General features: G+C 65.3%; 13 protein-coding genes. 5 read left to right on the top strand and 8 right to left on the bottom strand.

The window, feature by feature from the left end:
- The first annotated feature begins 61 nt into the window (after window positions 1-61).
- The 4 genes from MF672_RS09675 to MF672_RS09660 are packed head-to-tail and all read left to right on the top strand — an operon-like array spanning window position 62 to window position 7,204.
- Window positions 62-3,217 (top strand): type I restriction endonuclease subunit R, encoded by a 3,156-nt coding sequence (locus MF672_RS09675; protein WP_242373389.1) that lies wholly within the window; start codon window positions 62-64, stop codon window positions 3,215-3,217.
- A gap of 7 nt (window positions 3,218-3,224) precedes the next feature.
- Window positions 3,225-3,941, top strand: coding sequence for a M48 family metallopeptidase (locus MF672_RS09670; protein WP_242373388.1), 717 nt, complete (start codon window positions 3,225-3,227; stop codon window positions 3,939-3,941).
- Entirely contained in the window at window positions 3,941-5,749 is a 1,809-nt protein-coding gene (locus MF672_RS09665) for an N-6 DNA methylase (RefSeq protein ID WP_242373387.1), read from the top strand. Before MF672_RS09670 ends, MF672_RS09665 begins: the two co-directional genes overlap by 1 nt.
- 15 nt (window positions 5,750-5,764) lie before the next feature.
- Window positions 5,765-7,204, top strand: a complete 1,440-nt coding sequence (locus MF672_RS09660) for a serine/threonine-protein kinase (protein ID WP_242373386.1) — start codon at window positions 5,765-5,767, stop codon at window positions 7,202-7,204.
- Between the two features lies 1 nt (window position 7,205).
- Here the strand turns inward: MF672_RS09660 and MF672_RS09655 are convergent, their stop codons facing one another.
- Both MF672_RS09655 and MF672_RS09650 read right to left on the bottom strand, forming a co-directional pair.
- Window positions 7,206-8,861 (bottom strand): hypothetical protein, encoded by a 1,656-nt coding sequence (locus MF672_RS09655; protein WP_242373385.1) that lies wholly within the window; start codon window positions 8,859-8,861, stop codon window positions 7,206-7,208.
- 522 nt (window positions 8,862-9,383) lie between these two features.
- The gene (locus MF672_RS09650) at window positions 9,384-9,899 is read right to left on the bottom strand and encodes an STAS-like domain-containing protein (protein WP_507161375.1); all 516 of its coding nucleotides are present in this window, start codon (window positions 9,897-9,899) and stop codon (window positions 9,384-9,386) included.
- A gap of 411 nt (window positions 9,900-10,310) precedes the next feature.
- On the opposite strand from MF672_RS09650, the gene MF672_RS09645 reads away from it, so the two are divergent.
- Window positions 10,311-10,841, top strand: a complete 531-nt coding sequence (locus MF672_RS09645; RefSeq protein ID WP_302893183.1) for an NUDIX domain-containing protein — start codon at window positions 10,311-10,313, stop codon at window positions 10,839-10,841.
- Window positions 10,842-10,947: 106 nt separating this feature from the next.
- Here the strand turns inward: MF672_RS09645 and MF672_RS09640 are convergent, their stop codons facing one another.
- From MF672_RS09640 to folE, 6 genes are read right to left on the bottom strand one after another with little or no spacing between them, the layout of a single operon-like run.
- Window positions 10,948-11,784, bottom strand: coding sequence for a class I SAM-dependent methyltransferase (locus MF672_RS09640; RefSeq protein ID WP_242373383.1), 837 nt, complete (start codon window positions 11,782-11,784; stop codon window positions 10,948-10,950).
- Window positions 11,785-11,836: 52 nt separating this feature from the next.
- Window positions 11,837-12,811, bottom strand: coding sequence for a DUF2797 domain-containing protein (locus tag MF672_RS09635; protein WP_242373382.1), 975 nt, complete (start codon window positions 12,809-12,811; stop codon window positions 11,837-11,839).
- Entirely contained in the window at window positions 12,777-13,472 is a 696-nt protein-coding gene (locus tag MF672_RS09630) for a dTMP kinase (RefSeq protein WP_242373381.1), read from the bottom strand. The genes MF672_RS09635 and MF672_RS09630 overlap by 35 nt, the downstream gene beginning before the upstream one ends.
- Complete coding sequence (locus MF672_RS09625; protein ID WP_242373380.1) at window positions 13,469-14,554, bottom strand: hypothetical protein; 1,086 nt, start codon at window positions 14,552-14,554, stop codon at window positions 13,469-13,471. The genes MF672_RS09630 and MF672_RS09625 overlap by 4 nt, the downstream gene beginning before the upstream one ends.
- The gene (locus MF672_RS09620; RefSeq protein WP_242373379.1) at window positions 14,551-15,369 is read right to left on the bottom strand and encodes a hypothetical protein; all 819 of its coding nucleotides are present in this window, start codon (window positions 15,367-15,369) and stop codon (window positions 14,551-14,553) included. The genes MF672_RS09625 and MF672_RS09620 overlap by 4 nt, the downstream gene beginning before the upstream one ends.
- A complete protein-coding gene (folE, locus tag MF672_RS09615; protein WP_242373378.1) occupies window positions 15,369-16,004 on the bottom strand; it encodes a GTP cyclohydrolase I in 636 nt (211 codons plus the stop codon). The genes MF672_RS09620 and folE overlap by 1 nt, the downstream gene beginning before the upstream one ends.
- Between the last annotated feature and the right edge of the window lie 29 nt (window positions 16,005-16,033).

Genomic DNA, 16,033 nt, shown 5'->3' with positions numbered 1-16,033 from the left:
GCAGTAGGCGGTTTACCTGAGTGAAGACGTTGCTAGCGGAGCTAGCGAGGGGAGTCGGACGGTGACTGACTACGAATACTTGCTCGTCGAGAAGCCGCTCATCGAACAGCTCAAGGACATGGGCTGGGAACACAAGGCGGGAGCTGAACATGGGGCGGTGATTCCGCTCTCTCCGAGGATGTCGGACCGGGGCAGCTTCGACGAGACGATCCTCGAAGACAAGTTGCGTGACGCCATCGAGCGCATCAACGGCACCTGGCTGGACGAGCGCAAGGTGAGCCAAGCGGTCAACGCCATCACCCGGATTCCCGCGACTAACCTGCTGGAAGCCAACAAGCAGATCACCGACCTGTTGATCAACGGAATCCCGATCGAAGATCTGGCGACCGGCAAATCCCGGACAGTGCACTACATCGACTGGAAGAACCGTCCGGGCAGCAACGAGTTCACAGTGATCAACCAGTTCCGGGTGGACATCCCGGGTACCGGCGGCCACAAGCAGATTGTCCCGGACGTCGTCCTCTTCGTGAACGGCATCCCTCTGGTCGTCATCGAGTGCAAGAAGACCACCGAGAGCAATCTGGACAAGGCCGTGACCCAGCTTCGTCGCTACCGCGACAGCCGTACCGGACTATTCCGGCCGGTGCAGCTGACGGTCGCGACGAGCGGTGAGGACGCCAGGCTCGGCACGTTAACCGCCAAGCTCGAACACTACGTCCCGTGGCGTGACCCGTACCCGATGACGAAGAAGCAGCTCGCCGACCGGCTGGGCAAGGAAGAAGAGCAGCTGAGAAAGCAGGAGGTCCTGGTCGCCGGCGTGCTGGAGCCGGACAACCTGCTGAACATCGTGCACAACTTCGTCACCTTCATGACCACCGACGAGGGTGTCACCATCAAGGTCGCCCCCAGGTACCAGCAGTTCCGGGCGGTCGAGCGCGCGGTCGAGCGGCTGTTGACGGGCGAGCCGGGACATCGCGGTGGCATCATCTGGCACACCCAGGGGTCGGGCAAGAGCCTCACCATGACCTTCCTGGTACGGCGGCTGCGGTCGCTGGACGGGCTGGCGCACTACAAGGTCGTGGTGGTCACCGACCGTACCCAGTTGCAGGATCAGCTCACTGAGACGATGGCGCTGAGCAACGAGAAGGTGGACGTCGCCAAAAACACGGCACGGGCGAGAACTCTGCTCGGCCGCAAGGGTCCCGGGCTGGTCTTCGTGATGATCCAGAAGAACCAGAGCGGTCAGCCCAAGGACCGCATGGAGCTGGGCGAGATCAACACCGATGAGTCGATCGTCGTACTGATCGACGAGGTGCACCGCTCGCACACCGCCGCACTCGGCGCCAACCTTCGCCAGGCCATGCCTAACGCCGCCAGGATCGGCTTCACAGGAACCCCGATCATGAAGAAGCGGGGACAGCGGAAGACCAGCGTGGAGCTGTTCGGACCGTTCATCGACACCTACCGCCTCCGGGAAGCCGAAGAGGACGGCGTGATCGTGCCGATCCTCTACGAGGGCATCAAGGTCAAGGGCGCACTGCAGAACGGCCAGGACATGGACGAGCTCTTCGAGGAGGAGTTCGAGGAGCTGACAGACGAAGAGCGTCAGCAGCTGCAGTCCCGCTGGGCGACCAAGGGAAACGTGTCGGCGGCGCGGAAGCTGGTGGACGTCAAGGCCAAGCACATGCTCCGGCACTACGTGGACAAGGTGCTGCCCGAGGGCTTCAAGGCGCAGGTGGTCGCCTACGACCGGGAGACGACCGTACGGTACCGGGAAGCGCTCATGGAGGCCCGCGACGAGCTGGTCCGCGACATCGAGAAGCTCCCGCCGCACCTGCTCACCCGGACCATCGAAGAACTGAAGCCGCGCCAGGCCCAGCTCGTGAAGGCCCACAAGCAGCTCGACCTGTTGAAGCGGATGGACTTCGTGCCGGTGATCTCCAAGGGAGACACCGAACACGAGGACCGCTACGCCGAGTGGACCGACGAGGCCAAGCAGAAGACCCGGATCGAAAGCTTCACCCGGCCCTTCGGGGAGAACGACATCGCCTTCGTCATCGTGAAGTCGATGCTGCTCACGGGATTCGACGCGCCGATCGAGCAGGTGATGTACCTCGACCGGAAGCTGGAGATGCACGACCTGCTCCAGGCCGTGGCGCGGGTGAACCGTACGGCCGGCAACAAGCCCTTCGGGTACGTCGTGGACTACCGCGGCGTGGCCCAGAACCTGGTAGAGGCGCTGCGTATCTACGCCGACGAGGAATTCGAGACCGACGAGAGCCGCGACGTCTCGGGCGCACTGCGCGACCTGAAGACGGAGATCGGCAAGCTGGAGCCGCGCCGGCAGCGGCTCCGGATGATGTTCCGCGACTACACCGACGTCGAAGGCTGCGTGCAAGAGCTGGCGGATCCGCAACTGCGTGACCGGTTCGGCGTCGAGCTGGCCCGCTTCTCCCGGACGATCAACACGGTGCTGCCCGACCCTGCGGCAACACCGTATCTGGCCGACGCCAAGCACTTCGCGGTAATCAGGCTCACCGCGAACCGGCGTTACCGCGTCGACGGCGGCGAGTTCGACCCCGGCGCGTACGGACAGAAGATCAAGGTGCTCATCGACGAGCACATCACCGCGCTCGACATCGAGCAGCAGCTGCCGCCCATCGCACTGACCGCGACCAACTTCGCTGAAAGGGTCGAGGCGATGACCGGCGGTTCACGGGCCAAGGCGTCGGAGATGGAGAACGCCATTCGGCATCACATCACCGTCAACGCCGGCCAGGACCCGGCCCGCTACCAGTTGCTGAGCGAGCGACTGGAACAGATCCTGACCGAGCTCAAGGACGACTGGGACGCCCAGTTGCTGGCGTTCAAGGACCTGATGTCCGACGTGGTGGAGGACCGGCGGGACAACCCCCACGAGTTCAGCCCCGCCGAATTCGCTCTCTACGGCGTCCTGCTTCAGGAGCTGGCGACCTCCGACGCGGACCTGGAAGACCAGCGGTTCGTCAAGGCCACTCGGGACATCATCCGGCTGGCCGGCCGGACCATCCACCGGCACGGCTTTTGGGACAAGCGTCCCGACGTCGCCGACTTCCGCGACGAGATCTTCGAGATTCTCGTGACCGCTGACCTCGGCGATGTCCATCAGCTGGAGAAGGTGGCGGACAAGGCCCGGGACGCCGTCAAGAACAACCACGCGACGATCCCCAAAGCCTGACCCTGGCATGCTGGTGACCGTGAGTGAAATACCGGGAGTCCTGCGAGTCGGCGACCTGGAGGTCGCCGTCTCGGTGAGCGATCGGCGCAAGAGCGTGCGCCTGACCGTCGAACGGGACGCCTCGATTACCGCGGTCGTCCCACCCCAACTGTCGAAGTCCGAGCTGACCAAGGTGGTGGAGGCCAAGAGACCCTGGCTGTACGGCAAGCTCGCGGAGAAGCGGGAGCTGGGCGACGCCCCACCTGCCAAAGAGTTCGTCACAGGCGAGGGATTCCGCTATCTGGGCCGTTCCTATCGGCTGCGCCTGGTGGACGCCGACGAGGTACGGCTCATCCGGGGGCGTCTGGAGTTGCCCAGAGGAGGCAGCGCGAAGGAACTCGTCGGCTGGTATCGCCGCGTCGGTCACCCCTGGCTGTCGAAACGGATGCGTCCCTGGGCGACGCGGCTCGGTGTCGAGGTGAGCGGATTGCGCGTCCGACCGCTCGGTTACAGATGGGGATCGTGTTCGCGGGACGGGCACGTCAACATCCACTGGGCCACCATGCAATTGCCTCCAAGCCTGATTGACTACGTGCTTGTTCACGAGCTTGCGCATATTCAGAGGCCTGATCACGGGTCCGAGTTCTGGAGCGCCGTAGAGCGGGCGCTGCCAGGGCATGAGGATTATCGCGAGCGGCTCCGCCGTGCCGGAAATGAGCTTTGGTTGCCGGAGGAGGGGCTCTGATGCAAGATGACGTCCTGGTCAATGCCGTTGACATCGCACGGATGGCCGACGTCGGCCGGGCCGCAGTGAGTAACTGGCGCAAGCGGTTCGACGACTTTCCCCAACCTGTGGGCGGCACTGCCTCAAGTCCTGCCTTCTCGCTGAGCGAGGTGGAACAGTGGCTCCGTGATCATGATCGCTATGTCGAAGTGTCGCCGCTGGAACGGTTCTGGCAGCGATTGCGCAGCAGCACTGACGATCTGCGTCTAGGTGAGGTAGTGGCCGAGGTCGGTGCGGTTCTGCTGGGGGAGAGCGCCGAGCTTGACGATGCCCTGGCCAGGGAGGCCCGCGAAATCGGGCAGGCGGAGGGCGCGGTCGCCGCGTTCGACGGGATCTGCGAACGCTACGTCGATCTCCATTCCCGTCGCCTGCTGGCCACTCCGCCAGCAGTGGCAAGGCTGATGACCACGATCGGTGGTACGGAGGGCGGCACGGTACTCGACCCGGCCTGTGGAATCGGCACGATATTGCTGGAAACCCGTGGCAGCCAGGTAGCGGGCCAGGAGCTGAATGAGAACGCCGCAAGACTGACCAGCGTCCGGCTCCGACTTCATGGCTATGAGGCGCAGGTCGAAGCCGGTGACTCGCTGCGCGCCGATGCCTTTGCCGGCGTTCAGTTCGACGCCGTGGTGTGCAATCCGCCGTTCAACGAGCGCGGCTGGGGATACGAGGAGCTGACCAGCGATCCACGTTGGGAATTCGGACTGCCACCGCGCGGTGAGTCCGAACTTGCCTGGATGCAACACTGCCTGGCGCATGTGAAGCCAGGCGGGCTCGTCGTGATCATGATGCCGAGTGTGGCTGCCAATCGCCGTCCCGGCCGGCGAATCCGAGGAAATCTGCTGAGAGCTGGAACCTTGCGAGCCATCATCAGCCTCTTTCCCGGCGCCGCTCCCGCGTCCAGCGGCCCACCCGACCTGTGGGTGCTCCGCAAGCCTGTCGAGGGAGGTGAGCCGCCGTCGGACGTATTGATGGTCAACGCGGGCGAGGACCTGTCTCTGGCCGAGACGGCATGGCGGGCCTACTGCCAGAAGGCGGAGCTGCCGGAGAACAGCCGGGTGGTACGCATCATCGATCTTCTCGATGAAGAGGTCGATCTGACCACGAGCCATCGAGTAGTGACGCAGGAGCCCACTTCCGGGTACCCAGCGATGAGTGACCGCCTCTCATCCGTGGTGAAGGAACTCAGGCTTCCGCGGATCGCGGCGAAACCCCGCCGGGATCTTGTCATGACCAATCTCGGTGAGCTGGCTCGGGCGGGAGTCGTCACCATCATGCAGGGCCCGCTCAAGCTTCCGGAGGGCGGTGACCTTCCCCTGCTCACGGCGAAGGATCTCTTGCTCAACCGAGAGCCCAGCGGCCGTACTCAGGACACTCCAGGTCTTGTCCGCGTCCAGAAGGGCGACGTGATCGCCTCCCTGCTCCTTTCCAGTGGCGCGTTGCCACGGGTGATGACCCAAGCGGGTGCTGTACTCGGCTCGCAGCTTTTGCTTTTCCGAACCGATCCGGAACGCCTTGATCCCCATTTTCTGGCCGGCTGCCTACGTGCTGAAGGCACCACGGGGAGCCGTCACAGCTCGGCCGTCAGGAGGGATCCACGGCGGGCGTCGCTACCCAGACTTCCGATCGAGGAACAGCGCCGGTACGGAGAGTCGTTCGCTCAACTTCTCGCGCTTGAGGACACAGTAAGAGCGTTGCGGGAGATCAGCGATAATCTTGTTGTCGCCGGGATCGATGGGCTTCTCGACGGGAGCCTGACCCCGGAGTAACCCCCGGGAGGCTTGGTGTCCCACTTTCTCGGTCGCTATCGGCTCGACCCGCTCAGGCTCGGCTGCGGTGGAATGGGCGAGGTGTGGGGCGCCGACGACATCGTGCTCGACCGACGGGTCGCGATCAAGTTCGTCCTTCTCCCCGATGAGGAGCTGCATCAGAGGTTCACCCGGGAGGCCAAGGCGCTGTCCAGCCTCGCTCACCCGGGTGTTCCTGCTCTGTACGACTTCGGAACGGTTGACGGCCGCCACTACATGGTCATGCAGTTCATCGACGGGAATGGTCTCCATGACGTCATTGCTGAGCACGCACCGCTCTCCATCGGCTGGGTGGCGTCCATCGGCGCCCAGATAGCGACGGTCTTGGAGGCTGCTCATGAGCAAGGCATCCTGCACCGGGACCTGAAACCGTCCAATCTCATGCTTTGCCGAGACGGTTCGATTCGGGTCCTGGACTTCGGCCTGGCGTTTATCCATGACGCGGACATGACCATGCTCACCCAGACCGGACAGCAGCTCGGGACTGCCGCGTACATGTCTCCCGAGCAGGTCGAAGGTAAGCGGAGTACGAAGCACACCGACATCTACTCCTTGGGATGCGTACTCTACGAGGCGGCCACCGGCCACCCACTGTTCACTGGGCCCAACGATTACAGCGTGAAGACCCAGCACGTCACCACGTCCCCGGTACCGGCCGGACGGCACAGGGCTGACATTCCACGTGGGCTGGACGAGCTGCTGATGGCGATGGTGGAGAAGGACCCGGCGGACAGGCCTGGCAGCGTTCGCGAAGTGTACGAGCGGCTCATGCCGTACCTCTCCGGCACCGCGCCGCTGGGCGACATGACCGATGCCCTCCCGAGCCCCTTGACGCTCTACGCCCGCGCCCTGAGCCGCACCACCATGACCGGCCCTGAACTGCCGGCGACAGAACGCCGAGCTGCCCGAGACGATTTCAGCCACGGGGACGCCCGTCGTGCCCGCCGCAATGCCCAAACCCTGATCAGGGAGTCCCGGTATACCGAAGCCACCTCGATGCTGGAGGAGGCCCTTGCTCGTACACCCGACGCGCCCGGACTGCGGGAGCAACTGGCCGAGGCCTATATGGGCGCGGGTGACTACCGACGAGCAGCGCAGGGATTCAGGGAGTTGGCGGCGTCGAGCGAGCCGGGTCAGGCGTTCCACTACCGGCTCCAGGAGGCCACATGTCACGCTCAGCTGGGCGACGTTGACCTGGCACTGCACCTCTTGACGGCGCTGGTGGCCGACGTTCCAGAAGATGACCCGCAGGCTCTGGAGCTCAGGCGCCAGATCGGCGAGCTGGAGCTGAGCTCCGGCTTCTTGGAACGGGCTCGGCGCACCCTCACCGCATTGCTATCTGATCTTGAGCGGATCTATGGCACTGAGCATGCAGCGACGGGGCGCGTGCGGCAGTTGCTCACAGCAACACGATGATCTATTGATCGGCACGGGGGACGAGCCGGTCGGGGATCGGCCGGGGTTGCTTGGCGAAACAGGCATGCGCACGGTCCACCTCTCGCCGCCAGATCAGTTCAAGGGCCTGGTCTGTCTGAGGCACGGCAAAGCCCAAAGCGGCGAGTATCTGGCGAAATTCCGGATCAAGCCGCCCCTGAGGCTGGGTGACCAGGGCGGACAGCAGCGGCCGCGACTTGTCATCTACGTCGTCCACCCAGACGAGAGCTTCCAAGCGCTTCTTCGAGCTGGTCCACTCCCACTCCTTGCCGAGGAGTTGCTGCCAGTCAATGGTCTTCTGGTCCGCGGCGACCGCCTTCAGCTTGGCCAGTATCCGTTCGCCAAGCCCTTCGGCGCCTCCGACCTGTGGCTGAGGGGCGGGTGGTGGCGTCTCTGGCTTGAACGGTGCAGCGCTGACGTCGAGCCATCGGGCAGCCCGGTCAAGTACTTTCCGATCTTCCTTGTACGTTTTCCTCGTCTTCAGCATCTTGAGCAGTTCCCTGCCTTCGGCCTCCAGTTCCCTGCCCAGGGCTCTGTCCCCTGCAGCTTGTGCGCCTCGCAGCAGTTTGACGATGTCCCGCAACCGCGCTCTGCGCTGCTGGGTGAGCCCTAGCGTTTGAGTCCGTTGCTCCTGGTATTTGGCAACCTTGCGCGCGTTCTGCTCGTGCGCCACCCACGCCTCGTAGCTCTTGAGCTGCCGGACCTCCTGGGCGAAGTCCGGGTTGAACAGCGACACCCGCACCAGGGTCAGTCGAAACTCGCGCACGTAGAGTCGTGCCGTGGCCAGATCGCCCGCGCCCTTCGCCTCTTCGATGTCCTGGACCAGCTTCACGCACCCGGCACGGACTTCCTGATAGATCGCCAGCCGACGTGGATCCATGGCCGGTTTCGACGGCTCACTCACAGGTTGCGGAGAGCTTTCCCCGCGCGGGTTGCTTGAACGAGTCTTACGCAGCAGCGGGGTGACGATTCCCCTCTCTGTGATCTCGCAGTCATCGACCGACGCCCATGCCAGATCGCCGTCGCGGGTCTCCGTGCCGATCTCCACGATCCGGTTTCGTTCGCGGGGGATGCAGCGGACGTGCAGTGCGTAACCATCGCGGTCGATCAGGTAGCCCGCCGTTGTCGAGGCTCGCGGACCCACCACCCAGTCGACGCGGCCGAGCCGCCTGCGAAGATCCTCATCCTCGTCAGCCCACTCCTTGGCGGAGAGGTTCACGAACTGCACCTTGATAGCGCTGCGGGCACGTCGAGGAGTAACCAGCAGATCGATGCACTCGCCACCCTCCATCCGGCCGTTGAACCGCTGTTTCTTTCCGAGCTGGCCGAACCTCGTGGTGAGGCCACGGTGGATATAGAGGTGATCGGCGCTGTCGGCGCCGGCGTAGCGGCGCTCGCACTCCGGTGCATGCCCATGCGGATCGGGGTAATGCGCGAAATGGCAGACCCGGTCCTTGTACAGCTTGTCCATGAGTCGCCAGCCGCAGCCGCCGAGCAGCTGACCGCAGTAGAACTCCTGGCCACGGTAACGCGAGAGGTATGCGAAGGCCTCCACGCGGTCGGTAGGCAGCGACAGGGGATGGTCCGACTCGGGACTGCCGAGAACGGCAGTCTGCACGCGGCGGCGATCTAGGTCCATATGCTTCTTGAACCGCTCGTCGCGTCTGGAAAAGGCTGAGGGCTAGGGTGTTCGCCCCAGCCTGCGCAAATGTTCAGCTGTCCCGGAAGCCGGAGGTCTCCAACTTCAGAACCCTTGCGTTCCCGGATACGAACGTGGACACCCGTGTCGTAGATCGCCGACCCCATGCCGCCGTGGCCGAGGGGAATGGCGTACCGATGGAAGAGGATCTCCTGCCCCACCGACACTTGCCCTCCCAGGTAGGGGTTTCTGGGAAGAAAGCTACATCGAAAAGATGCTCGCGGTTGAATCGATCTCTGAATGAGGCCGTCGGATCGACCGCCCCTGACGCGCGTGTCCTTCGTCGTGGACGGAGGTGATCGCGGCCAGGCCCGTTCGCGTGGTGGGTGAGCGGACCCGGGACCATCCCCGCGTGCGCGGGGAGCACGGCGAGGCGTACCCCGGCTGGCGAATCCGCCAGCCCCAGAAATAGCAAAAGACCCCCGCCCGAAGGCGAGGGGGTGGACTACCAGGGCAGCGTACCTATAGGCCCGAGCCGGGGAATCGACTCCACAGTGGCCCCGTCAACACATCCCCGCGCGTGGTGCTGGCGCCGAACGGCAACTGATAGGTGAACTGTTTACCACCGCGTTCACGTTCCGGATCAGGTTGCCGGCACAGCGCTCCTGCCTCGAGGAGGCGTTTGAGCCTGTTGTTCGCGTTGGGCAGGGAAATCGCCAGCTCAGATGCCAAGTCAGCGGCGCGGAATTGGTTGAGGTGCCGCGCGACGGCGTAGGTCGCCTGCAGCAGTTCGTCGCTGGCGAGCAGTCGCTGTTCGTCACCGGCGACTGCCACGAGCTTGCGTCGTTCTAGGCACACGGTTACCGCATCCCTGGTCTCTTCGTTCATCCCGAGGAGCTGTACGCCTCCGGAGGTGACGTCGCTGGCAGCCAGGGACGTGTAGAGCTTGCCGATCAACTCGTCAGCGAAGCTGTTGGTCATCGCCTCGATCTTGCGAAAATCGATGACGAGGTGCCGAGTCTCTCCGCTGGGATCCAGGCGTCCCTCAAGACGCGAACGTGTGGTCGCGCCGTTGGCGCGTGACGCGAGGAACGCCAGGTGTCGCCGACCATCGCGCGCAGGGCGGGGCCAGCGATGGAGTCAGGGAACAGGGTGCTGCCAGGAACGAACTGGCGGTTCGCGAGCGTCGTCCCGGCAGCGGTCAGGGCGCTGGTCGGGCAGTCCCCGAGCGCACCCCACCGCACCATCACAGTTGTGCTCGGGACGCTGACCTCCTGTGGGGCGACCCCAACCAGGACGATGGGTCGTGCACACACCGGGCCGCAGTCTGGTTGAGCAAGTGAATTCCTCCCAGGACGATCCAAGCCCGGTGTGTGGCAGCTTCAGCGTGCTTGGTTGGCCCTCCTATGATCGCGGCGATCGATACGTAGGTCGGCATAGGGTGTGCGGGTGATCCATGGTGAGCCTGGCAAGGCGATCTTGGAGGCGGTGGTCGCCGACGTCGAGCTGGCGGTTCTCGAATTCGATGACGCGCGAGCCTGGCTGGAGCGAGCCCGCCGGCAGCCGATGGAGCCGTTGGCCGCCGAGGTCTGGGTGACCGATCCGGCCTTCCGGCATGTCCTGCTGGTCAAGCACCGCTGGCGTGGATGGGTGTCGCCAGGCGGCAAGGTGGAGCCGGGAGAAACGCCGCGCGCCGCTGCGGCGCGTGAGCTCGCCGAGGAGACCGGACTGCGAGCTGAGCTGCTGCCTGTGCCTGCGGCCGCCTGCGTCAGGTCCTATCGTGCCGATTGGTCGCCGACGCTGAGCCTGTCGTACGTCGCGATCGTAGACCGCGACGTGCCGCTGGGCGGGGAGCACGGGCAGCCGGCGCGGTGGTTCGGTCTCGATGAAGAGTGCGAGTCCGTCTTCCCTGAGGATCACGACCGTATCCAGACGTACGTGCGCTGGCTGGCGGCCGAGGATCCGATCAGGGCGCGCTGAGTTCCTACGACACTGCGGCACGGTTAGATCACTCGGTCGATCTGGGCGAGCGCGACGCTGGTGTGGTCGCATCGCTTCTTACCAGGAGTGGTGTGGGGCAGGGTGATCACGGTGCCTCGCCGGGCCGTTGGGCTACCACGACGAGCCAGCTCGTCACGGTCCGAGTGCCGGGCGTGGTCAGGGCGTATGCCTTGTCCAGGATTTCCATACGCTGTTCATAGGTGAAGTCACCGTCGGGCCGCGCGAACACCGGGATGGACAGCCACGCCTTCTGCTCCTCCATGGTGCTGTGCTGGGCGGTGATTTCGGTGTCCACCACGGTCAGCCCGGCTGCGGCCAGGTACATAAGGACGGTATCCAGTGGCAACTTGGCGGTGTCGGTGACAGGAGGCGGGGAGTAGCCGTAGTCACGGGCGGCGATCTGCTGAATTAGCCTGTTGAGCGAGGGACGGTTGCATACGGCCTTCTTATCGGGGTGAGTAACCCCGGCGAAGCCTCCGCCGATGTTGAACACGAAGCGACCACTGAGCCGCAAGACACGGTGGACCGCTGCGAACACGGCAGGGACGTCGGTCTTCCAGATCGCGGAGTTGCACACCACAGCGTCGGCCGGACCTGAGACGTGGTCAGCCAGATCCTCGGCTGGGGCGTTGACCCAGCACAGGCGCGGGTCGGTCAGCGTACGGCGGCCGACGCGTTGCATGGCTGCGGCGGTGTCCAAGGAGATGACTCGGGCCTGGCGCGGGGCCAGGGCGAGAATAGCTTCGGCTGTTGCGCCCGCTCCGCCACACAGATCGACTACCAGGCGGCTGGCGGCGAGAGTGGCGCGACGGGCGAGATCTCGGCTGGTGGTGCCGTACATGGGGAAGTCGCGGGTGAAGGCGGCGTATGCCTCGGCCGTGGTGTCCTCGTCCCAACCGAGGACGGCGTCAGGGGGTGCCAATGCTTGCCTCACTTCAGGATTGAGCGATCGAACGCTGTAGCCAAGAGCTGGGTCAGAACAGGGAAGCCTGGACCGCGGTGTTGGGAGAGGTGAACGGGCCCAGGATGATGCGGCAGCCCTTGAGTTTGCCGAGGTCGAGCAGATAGCCGATGTCGTCGCCCTGCTCGAGGAGGGCCAGGACCTGGGAGCCCAGGAAGGAGACGGGGGTGAAGCTGTGCTCGCCCTCACGCAGGTCATGTGGGTACAGCACCCGTGTGCCGCCGGCCGTGCGGAGGCGTTCGCCCTCGGCCGGTGGTGCCCATGCCTCCATCACCGTAGGGGCGTCGAGCACGTCGGCCGCGCGGGCGATGGTCTGCTGGTGGGCGGTGTGAGCGGTGGACAGGTCGGCCAGGTCCGCCAGAGCTTGAAGCTTGGCTGCGGCCCGCACGGTTTGAGGGACCCGTAGACGGCTCGCGAGAGTGTCCTCGAGGTGGCGCACAGAGCGGCCGTCGGGACTCTTGAATAGGTAAGTGGCCCACAGAGCGCCTTGCTCGTCCAGGCGGGAGCGTTTGCGCGGCTCGGCCGCGGTCCCGACCTTGGTGGTGCCATCGGCGAAGGTGGCCATGTACAGCCAGTGTGGCTGGGCCATGTACCGGCGAAGGGCATCGGGGGCGTGGCCACCCTGGTGGACCTGGTGGGCGAAGCGGAAGTCGTCCTGATCCGCGCACGCGGCGCACTGGCCGCTCTGCGTGGCCCTTGCGCGATGAGGGCAGGCGAGGGCCTCAACGCGGACCGTGTCAGCGAACCGGTATCGACCGGTGCACCATCGGCCGGTACTCATCACCTGGAAGCCGAGCCGTTGGTTCATGATCTCGGCGTAGATCAGCGGCCCGTCGGGCAGCGGGGCGAGCAGCAGCCGGGGATCACCGGTCGTCCAGGTGACGCCATGGCAAACGTACTCGCCGTCGGGTGGAGGCACTGGCATGGTGCGTTTCCTCGTGATGGGGTGCGGGTCAGAGGGAAAGCCGTAGGCGATCGACGAGGGCATCGGCCGCGATCTTGAACACGTCGTCGCGGTCCATGTCGGTGACGTCCAGGGACAGCCATCCGCCATGCTGCGCATGTTCGTCCAACTGGGCGAGGACGGTGTCCTGGTAGCGGATGAAGTCCTCGTCACCGGCGCCAAGGTGGCCGGCCTCCAGGGAGGTGAACTCGCCCTTGCGGCGCAGGGCTTCGCGGGCGCCGAGGCGCAGGAAGATCACAAGATCGGGTTCGGTGAGGTGAGCGAAGACCTGGTCGGCGAGTCGGGTCGAGACGTTCGGGCTGACCGCGTATCGCGCGAGGATCTTGTGGTGGGCGTTGTCGAGGACAACGTGAGTGCCGGCGGCAAGGGCAGGCTGAATCACGAGCTTCTCCTGAAGCGTGTACCAGGCGGCCAGCGCCATCAGCCAGTAGTGCTCACCGCACGCCTGAGCGACGCGCGCGTCGCGGCGGTAGACGAGCTCGTTCAGCCGGTCGAGGTAGGCAGACAGTTCCGCGTCCATGGGGACGTCGGTAGTGTGCTTGCCGACCAGGATCGCCTTGTGGCCGGCGTCCACGAGGGACTGGTGCAAGCGCGTCGCGAGAGTGGTTTTGCCTGCTCCGTCGATTCCGGTGACGGTGATCTCCCGGCCGTGAACGGGATTGGTGGGGCGTGCTGCGACCGTCATGATCGTCGTCCTCCGTGGCTGTTCAGATCGGCCAGACGGCTCGCGATGATGTCGCGGATCCGGCCGACGAGGATGGCGCGCCGCCGTACGACCTCGTGGTGACGCTCATTGGACAGGTCCGCCGGGTAGTGGCGGGCGAGATTGTTGGAAATGACGTGGAGGTAGCCGAAACCGATCCCCGCTCGGTGCGCGGCGGCCCCCATGGGGCCGATCTCCGGGTCGACGAAGGCGTGTTCGGCGTGCTTGGCCAGCCACTCGCGGTCTTCCAGCAGGATCGACGGCGAGGTCACGTGGACACCCGTGCATACGCCGGGCTGAGCTGCGGCGAAGTCGCCGAAGAAGTCGTCCCACTTGATGAGGGAGCTGTCGACGAGGCTCGCATTGCCGGTGGCGAGCGACGTGTTGGGTTTGACTTCGGGCGCCAGAGCACCGACCTTGCCGACATACACGACATCCCGCGCACCGAGTTCGGCGAGCCGGGCCACGACTTGGCCTGCGACGTCTCCCCAGATGCTGTGCTGGAAGCCGAGGTAGACCACCCGGCGGCCGTGCAGCGTCGCGCGCTGCCAGGCGTAGCCCGCGCGGCGCCTCCAGACTCCGCTGTCCGGGGCGAGGTGCTCCAGCGCCCAGCCGACGATGACGAGGTCACCTTCCAGGGCAAGGTGGAGCCGGTCGACCGCCGCGCGGCGTAGGGCAGGGTCTGGGAGCTGGTAGGTGACTGTCTCGGAGCTCCGGTCGGTCATCGCGAGATAGGTGGCAATGATCAGGGCGTAGTGGTGGACGTAGTGGATGCCGGGGAACGCCTTGACCACCAGCTCGCGGTCGTGGACTTCGGCGGTGGGCCGCTCCCAGTTGAACAGCTTGCCGGTCTTTTCGTGAAGGGAGACGACGGCCTGGCGATCGTAACTTCCGATGACGTGGATGTTCTTCCAGGACCGTTCCTGGATGAGGTGGTGAACCTTGATCTCCAGGTAGCGCAGCAGACTTTCCGCGCCCATCGTGTGAGTGTCCGCTGTGATCGGTGCCGCGGGCAGCACGACGTCGGCGCCCCTGGTGAGCAAGGAGCCGGGCATGAGGCTCATGGGCGAACCTGTCCAATCCGAACGTTGCTGCCAGCTGCCTTGCGCACCACGGCGATGTTCTGGCGGATCAGGCGGAACCGGGTATCGGGGATCGGGCCGAGGTCTTCGATGCGCGGGGTTTTCGGCTTCTCGTACGGGCCGTCGGGCAGCATGGCGATGCCCATCGCGCCGAGGATGACCGGGGCCGCGCCGTCCACGGAAGCGATCCATTCATGCTCGCGCTGCTCGACCAGTTCCAGGTGCCCGGTCCTGCCGAGGCCGAGTAGGCGGTAGACGATCCGCTGCTCGACCAGGCCGCGCTCCTCCAGGTAACGGGTGGCCGTCCATCGGGTACGGCACACTTCCTCTTCAGGGGCCGGGTGCCGGGAAGCGGGCAGCGCGATCGCGCCGATGTAGCCGCTGGACACGAAGTGGTCGTAGCAGCGCAGCCACTCATCGTCGTTCGCGCCTTGTACCACGGCGCACAGCCGGAACTCGTCGCTCAGGTCCCGGATCTCGTGCGTGGCCTGCTCGCTGGCCTTGATCGTCGCGGGACCGTCCCGCATGACATCCGGGAGGATGATCTCGCGGGCGTCGACCGCGTGGGCCGCCGCGATCAGGTCCGGAGTCGGCAGGGCATGGCCGAGGTCGAAAACCCCGTTGTCGACGATGATCTCCGCTCCCCGCGCGGCCTCACGACGGAAGAACGCCTGATAGGCGCGATCGGACAGGACCCGCTGGGCAGCCACATGGTGCACGCGGGCCGGCTCGTGAGAGACGAAGGCTTCCAGATAGTCGGGCGGGGCGATGACGGAGAATTCGATGCTCTTGGCCATCACGCCGTCCCCCACTGATGAGTGGCCAGGGTGAGGAACTGCTGGGAGAGCACGGGATCGTCCTGAAACCGGCCGCGTGCCTGCAGGGTGGTGGTGCGGGCAGCCTCCAACCGCACCCCCCGCATGCTCATGCACAGATGCACGCCGCGGACAGAGACAGCGACATCCCCACTGCCAATCACAGCGCAGATCTCCTCGGCGACCTGCCGGGTGAAGCGCTCCTGCACCTGCAGACGACCGGCGTGCCGCTGTGCGATCCGCCCGAACTTCGACAGGCCTACCACCTCGCCATCAGGCACGTATCCGGCGGCCACCTCCAAGTGCATGGGCAGCAGGTGGTGCTCACAGAGCGACCACACGCTCATGCCGCCGACCACAACCAGTTGCTCGCTCAGACGGGACTCCGCGAAGCACATGACCGACGCCGAGGTGTCCGACGCCAGAAAGGAACCCCACCAGGCCGCGACTCGGGCAGGAGTGTCCGCCAAGCCCTCCCGCCGGGGGTCCTCACCCAATGCGACCAGGAGTTGGCCGATCAGGTCGGCGACCCGCCCGGTATCGATCGGGCCCGGGACCGGCAGACTGGTCTGCGGTGGAGGCAGAACCATGCTCTGGCTGTACACGGCGTTCGTCACGAACGTCGCCTCACTTTCGAAGGCTGGGG

The organism is Actinomadura luzonensis (assembly GCF_022664455.2).
GTDB classification, from domain to species: domain Bacteria; phylum Actinomycetota; class Actinomycetes; order Streptosporangiales; family Streptosporangiaceae; genus Nonomuraea; species Nonomuraea luzonensis.
Note: the sequence above shows the minus strand (reverse complement) of the source record. Positions and strands in the feature narration are given on the sequence as shown.

Bases quoted from the DNA above. Each gene is read 5' to 3' on its own strand.
- MF672_RS09670 (WP_242373388.1), top strand. From the start codon at position 3,225: ATGCTGGTGACCGTGAGTGAAATACCGGGAGTCCTGCGAGTCGGCGAC.
- MF672_RS09665 (WP_242373387.1), top strand. From the start codon at position 3,941: ATGCAAGATGACGTCCTGGTCAATGCCGTTGACATCGCACGGATGGCC.
- MF672_RS09655 (WP_242373385.1), bottom strand. From the start codon at position 8,861: ATGGACCTAGATCGCCGCCGCGTGCAGACTGCCGTTCTCGGCAGTCCC.
- MF672_RS09635 (WP_242373382.1), bottom strand. From the start codon at position 12,811: ATGCCCTCGTCGATCGCCTACGGCTTTCCCTCTGACCCGCACCCCATC.
- MF672_RS09630 (WP_242373381.1), bottom strand. From the start codon at position 13,472: ATGACGGTCGCAGCACGCCCCACCAATCCCGTTCACGGCCGGGAGATC.
- MF672_RS09625 (WP_242373380.1), bottom strand. From the start codon at position 14,554: ATGAGCCTCATGCCCGGCTCCTTGCTCACCAGGGGCGCCGACGTCGTG.
- MF672_RS09620 (WP_242373379.1), bottom strand. From the start codon at position 15,369: ATGGCCAAGAGCATCGAATTCTCCGTCATCGCCCCGCCCGACTATCTG.